The sequence below is a fragment of the Neisseria sp. P0022.S009 genome, assembly GCF_051956675.1.
In the GTDB taxonomy this organism is placed as follows: domain Bacteria; phylum Pseudomonadota; class Gammaproteobacteria; order Burkholderiales; family Neisseriaceae; genus Neisseria.
The window spans coordinates 1-4,551 of record NZ_JBQCXE010000016.1; the positions used below are offsets into that span (position 1 = coordinate 1).

At 46.1% G+C, this 4,551-nt stretch carries 3 protein-coding genes and 1 pseudogene; 1 reads left to right on the forward strand and 3 read right to left on the reverse strand.

Features of this window, described 5'->3' with window-relative positions:
- A pseudogene (locus ACTHUG_RS11125) lies at positions 1-383 on the forward strand (type VI secretion system contractile sheath large subunit); the annotation flags it as partial.
- A gap of 52 nt (positions 384-435) precedes the next feature.
- Here the strand turns inward: ACTHUG_RS11125 and ACTHUG_RS11130 are convergent.
- The 3 genes from ACTHUG_RS11130 to uvrB form a co-directional block, all read right to left on the reverse strand.
- A complete protein-coding gene (locus tag ACTHUG_RS11130) occupies positions 436-699 on the reverse strand; it encodes a PAAR domain-containing protein (RefSeq protein ID WP_296117867.1) in 264 nt (87 codons plus the stop codon).
- Positions 700-745: 46 nt separating this feature from the next.
- Complete coding sequence (locus ACTHUG_RS11135) at positions 746-1,894, reverse strand: hypothetical protein (protein ID WP_440386795.1); 1,149 nt, start codon at positions 1,892-1,894, stop codon at positions 746-748.
- A 341-nt stretch (positions 1,895-2,235) separates the two neighbouring features.
- Positions 2,236-4,263, reverse strand: a complete 2,028-nt coding sequence (gene uvrB / locus ACTHUG_RS11140; protein WP_440386794.1) for an excinuclease ABC subunit UvrB — start codon at positions 4,261-4,263, stop codon at positions 2,236-2,238.
- Positions 4,264-4,551: the final 288 nt, after the last annotated feature.

The window sequence follows — 4,551 nt, forward strand, 5'->3', positions numbered from 1 at the left end:
CACAGAAACCTGCGTTGTATGAAACCAAAGAAGCAACCGCAAACAGCCGTATCAACGCCCGTTTGCCTTACGTCTTCCTGCTTTCCCGTTTGGCGCACTACCTCAAACTGATCCAGCGTGAAAACATCGGTACCACCAAAGACCGTCGCATGCTTGAGTTGGAACTGAATACTTGGATTAATACCCTGGTAACGGAAATGACCGACCCGAGCGATGAGTTGCAGGCCACACATCCGTTGAGAGAAGCAAAAGTATTGGTGGAAGATATTGAGGACAACCCCGGCTTCTTCAAAGTCCGCTTGTTTGCTCGTCCACACTTCCAAATCGAAGGCTTGGATGTTAACTTGTCATTGGTATCCCAAATGCCTAAAGAAAAGAAATAAGCAATTAGGCAAGCTTGAAAAATCCTCTTTCCTTTTGGGAAAGAGGATTTTTTCAATCACTTCCAACACTGGGCAGGCTACTAATCAAAGCACATCCACATGCAGTCTTGCAACCATCAACGGCAACTGCTTTACCTTCAAAAATCATATACTGACTGCCTTCAATGATCGGATTATCACCATGACCAGGTATAGGGCAACTAACCAAATCGCCAACCAGGGCCGCAGGTTTTCCTTCAATAGTCATTTGAGAAGATGCTTGAATGACCATGCCACCATGCGTAGTAGAATCACCCAATCTAATAATACCCTTCATCTTTACATTCCTTTTCCTTCAAAATTCCTATAGGTCAGTTCTAGACTCAGACATTACTATAAGTCTGAATCAAACGCCCCATATAAAAACCCTTATCCGTATTCCAACCAAATAACTGATTTTTCTGTTCAGTATTCTCAACAGCCAAACCTAACATGAGCAATTGATTTTCCGAAGCAAGAGGTCCCATAAAAAGTCCAGGATTATGTCTTAAAATACTATTTCTGTCATAATGCCAGTCTCCTCCTGCTGCCTTAATACCATCCATATATTGCTGAATTTCCTCATAAGAGGAGGCAAACCATACTGCATCAACCGCTTCACCATGCAGTCCATAATCCACATATTTTTTCAACAACTGTGGCTGTTTTCCATCTTCCAACGTAATAGGTCGTTGTAACCATGCACGAATCGGTAAGTTATTCTGTTTAGCCAAATGCAAAGAGGAAAAAACCATCCAAGTGACTGTTTCAGTAAATTCTAAATCGTCTATATCTGGATTTAACCAAGCAGACAAGACAGCATGGATACCTTCAGGTTCGGATTTCTCAAACCAATTATCGATAAATTCACTCATATCCTGCAGTGGCATTATGGTTAGATCCAAGTTTTCCATACCAATAGTTTCCGACATATTAATTAGCTTATTTTGCCAGGCTTCATAAATATCATTGTCAGGAGTATGGATATGCACAGTCAATTTTTTTGAAAACTCAGCCAAAGACTTAATTCTTTCTTCTAGTTGCCACACCGTTGTTTCATGACACAATGGTCGGTCAAAGTTGTCTTCTTCATCATCAATAAAAGCAATACAATCAAATCTCTCATTACCTTTAGTTTCAGCAATGACATCATTTAGTGCAATTTCAGACGGCAGAGATATATAAGCGTCTATTACAGCCACCCTCTTGTCCGCCCACTCTACCCATTTCCTACGAATATTGTTTTTTTCATGCTTCCATGCTTCCATTGCAGCATACTGATGAACTGAAGAAATATAGCGGTAAAAAAGTGCTGCAAGCCATGTAATAGGGAATACTAACGAATAAATTGCATACTTTCTCAGCAATAAAATCCATAACAATGAACAGCAACATGCAAATGCTAAAGTAGCGGCCCATATCCATGGTTTTCCCCACTTATTTTTGACTTCTGAAATTAATGTTGCGGGAACTTCAGGAATATTCCATTGCATTACAAATAACCTTATACTCAAAAAATCAATTATATATAAAAATAACCATATTAGTTAAATATTAGCACATAGCTTCTTAATATTATCTACGTAACTATCTAACCGTTTATTAACTAATTAAACGTTTAATATAGAACTATACAAGCTCTTCTAAAAAATTTTCACATCCTATATACAAGTTCATTTAACCATTGGCTTAACTATATGCAATATATCAAATTTATTCTAAGCTTCAAAAGACTTCCAAATAAAAGTCCAACCTGCTATAAAACAAAACATTTTAAAATATTATCTTCAAACTAAAATACTTATGCGAAAAGAAAGATAATTTCCCACTAAACTTATTCCGCCCCAAACAACAAATTCTCTTTAATCCCCCGAATCCTATCCCGCAACACAGCAGCCTCTTCAAACTGCAAATCCCTAGCCGCCTGCTGCATGGCTTTTTCGAGTTTGGCGATTTCTTTAAGCGCGTCTTCTTCGTTGTGGATTTCGCCGACTTTGACTTTGTTTTTACCTTTCAGACGGCCTTTGCCGCCGTCTTCTTCGTGGTATACGCCGTCGATGATGTCTTTGACCTGTTTTTTAATCTGCTGCGGCACGATGCCGTGTTCTTCGTTGAATTTCATTTGTTTTTCGCGGCGGCGTTCGGTTTCGTCGATGGCGGCTTTCATGGAGTCGGTGATTTTGTCGGCGTACAGGATGGCGACGCCATTCACGTTACGCGCGGCGCGGCCTATGGTTTGAATCAGGCTGCGGTGCGAGCGCAGGAAGCCTTCTTTGTCGGCGTCGAGGATGGCGACGAGGGAGACTTCGGGGATATCCAGGCCTTCGCGCAAGAGGTTAATGCCGACGAGTACGTCAAACAGACCGAGCCGTAAATCTCTAATGATTTCAACGCGCTCGACGGTGTCGATGTCGCTGTGCAGGTAGCGCACTTTGATACCGAGTTCGCTGTAATAGTCGGTGAGTTGCTCCGCCATGCGTTTGGTGAGGGTGGTAACGAGCACGCGTTCGCCTTTTTGGATGCGGTCGTTGATTTCACTCATTAAATCATCGACTTGGGTGGCGACGGGGCGGATGATGATTTGGGGGTCAACCAGCCCTGTGGGGCGGACGACTTGTTCGACCACTTGTCCGGCGTGTTCTTCTTCGTATTTGGCAGGGGTGGCGGAAACGAAGATGGTTTGCGGCATGACTTTTTCAAATTCGTGGAATTTGAGCGGGCGGTTGTCGCGGGCGGAAGGCAGGCGGAAGCCGTAGTCGACGAGGTTTTGCTTGCGCGATGCGTCGCCTTTGTACATGCCGCCGATTTGGGTGACGGTAACGTGGCTTTCGTCGATGAACATGATGGCGTTGTCGGGCAGGTAGTCCATCAGCGTGGGCGGCGGTTCCCCTTCTTTTTTGCCGGAGAAGTGGCGGGAGTAGTTTTCGATGCCTTTGCAGAAGCCCATTTCGTAGAGCATTTCGAGGTCGAAGCGGGTGCGCTGTTCGATGCGTTGTTGTTCGACAGGGCGTTGTTCGCGAGCGAAAAATTCGATGCGTTCGCGCAGTTCTTCTTTGATGGACTCGCAGGCGCGCAATACGGTGTCGCGGGGAGTAACGTAGTGGCTGGACGGGAAGACGGTGTAGCGGCCGACGCGCTGGTGCAGGCTGCCTGAAAGCGGGTCGAACATATCGAGGCGGTCGATTTCGTCGTCGAACAGGCTGATACGCAAGGCGTTTTCGGAGCTTTCGGCGGGGTACACGTCAATCATGTCGCCGCGCACGCGGAAGCTGCCGCGTTTGAAGTCCAAATCGCCGCGTTCGTACTGCATGGAAACGAGCGTGGCGATGATGTCGCGCTGCTCGATGGTGTCGCCTTCTTTGACGGACAACACCATTTGTTGATATTCGGTCGGGTCGCCGATACCGTAAATGGCGGACACGGTGGCGACGATAATCACGTCATCGCGCGTCATCAGGTTTTTGGTGGCGGAAAGGCGCATCTGCTCGATGTGTTCGTTAATAGCGCTGTCTTTTTCGATGAACAAATCGCGGCTGGGCACATAGGCTTCGGGTTGGTAATAGTCGTAGTAGGAGACGAAATATTCCACCGCGTTTTCGGGGAAAAATTCGCGCATTTCGGCGTAGAGTTGGGCGGCAAGGGTTTTGTTGTGCGCCATGATGATGGCGGGTCGGCCGCTTTGGGCGATGACGTGCGCCATGGTGTAGGTTTTGCCCGAACCGGTTACGCCGAGCAGGGTTTGATAGGCCAGGCCGTCTGAAAGCCCTTCGAGCAGGCCGGCAATGGCGGTAGGCTGGTCGCCGGCTGGAGGAAATGGCTGATGAAGTTTAAACGGAGAATTGGGATATTGGATGACTTCCATAAGACGGCCTGTTTTATGTTCAGGTAAAGAGAGGATTATAACAAAGGGCCGCCTGAAAATTGATAGTGTGCCAATCTGACAAGACTAAATATTTCATCTCCTTCCTTAGCTAACTGAGGTTGGTTGTGTTGGCAGGAACAATTAAACTCCCCTTTCTAGGGCGTGCCCGCGCACGTCCTTTTTCTTCTCCTTTATCCATTCCACCCTATTGTCACCCCATAAAAGGCTTACACTCCGCATCATTACCCCTAAATATCTCCTCGCCGTCCGCACAACTACCCTTCCCCT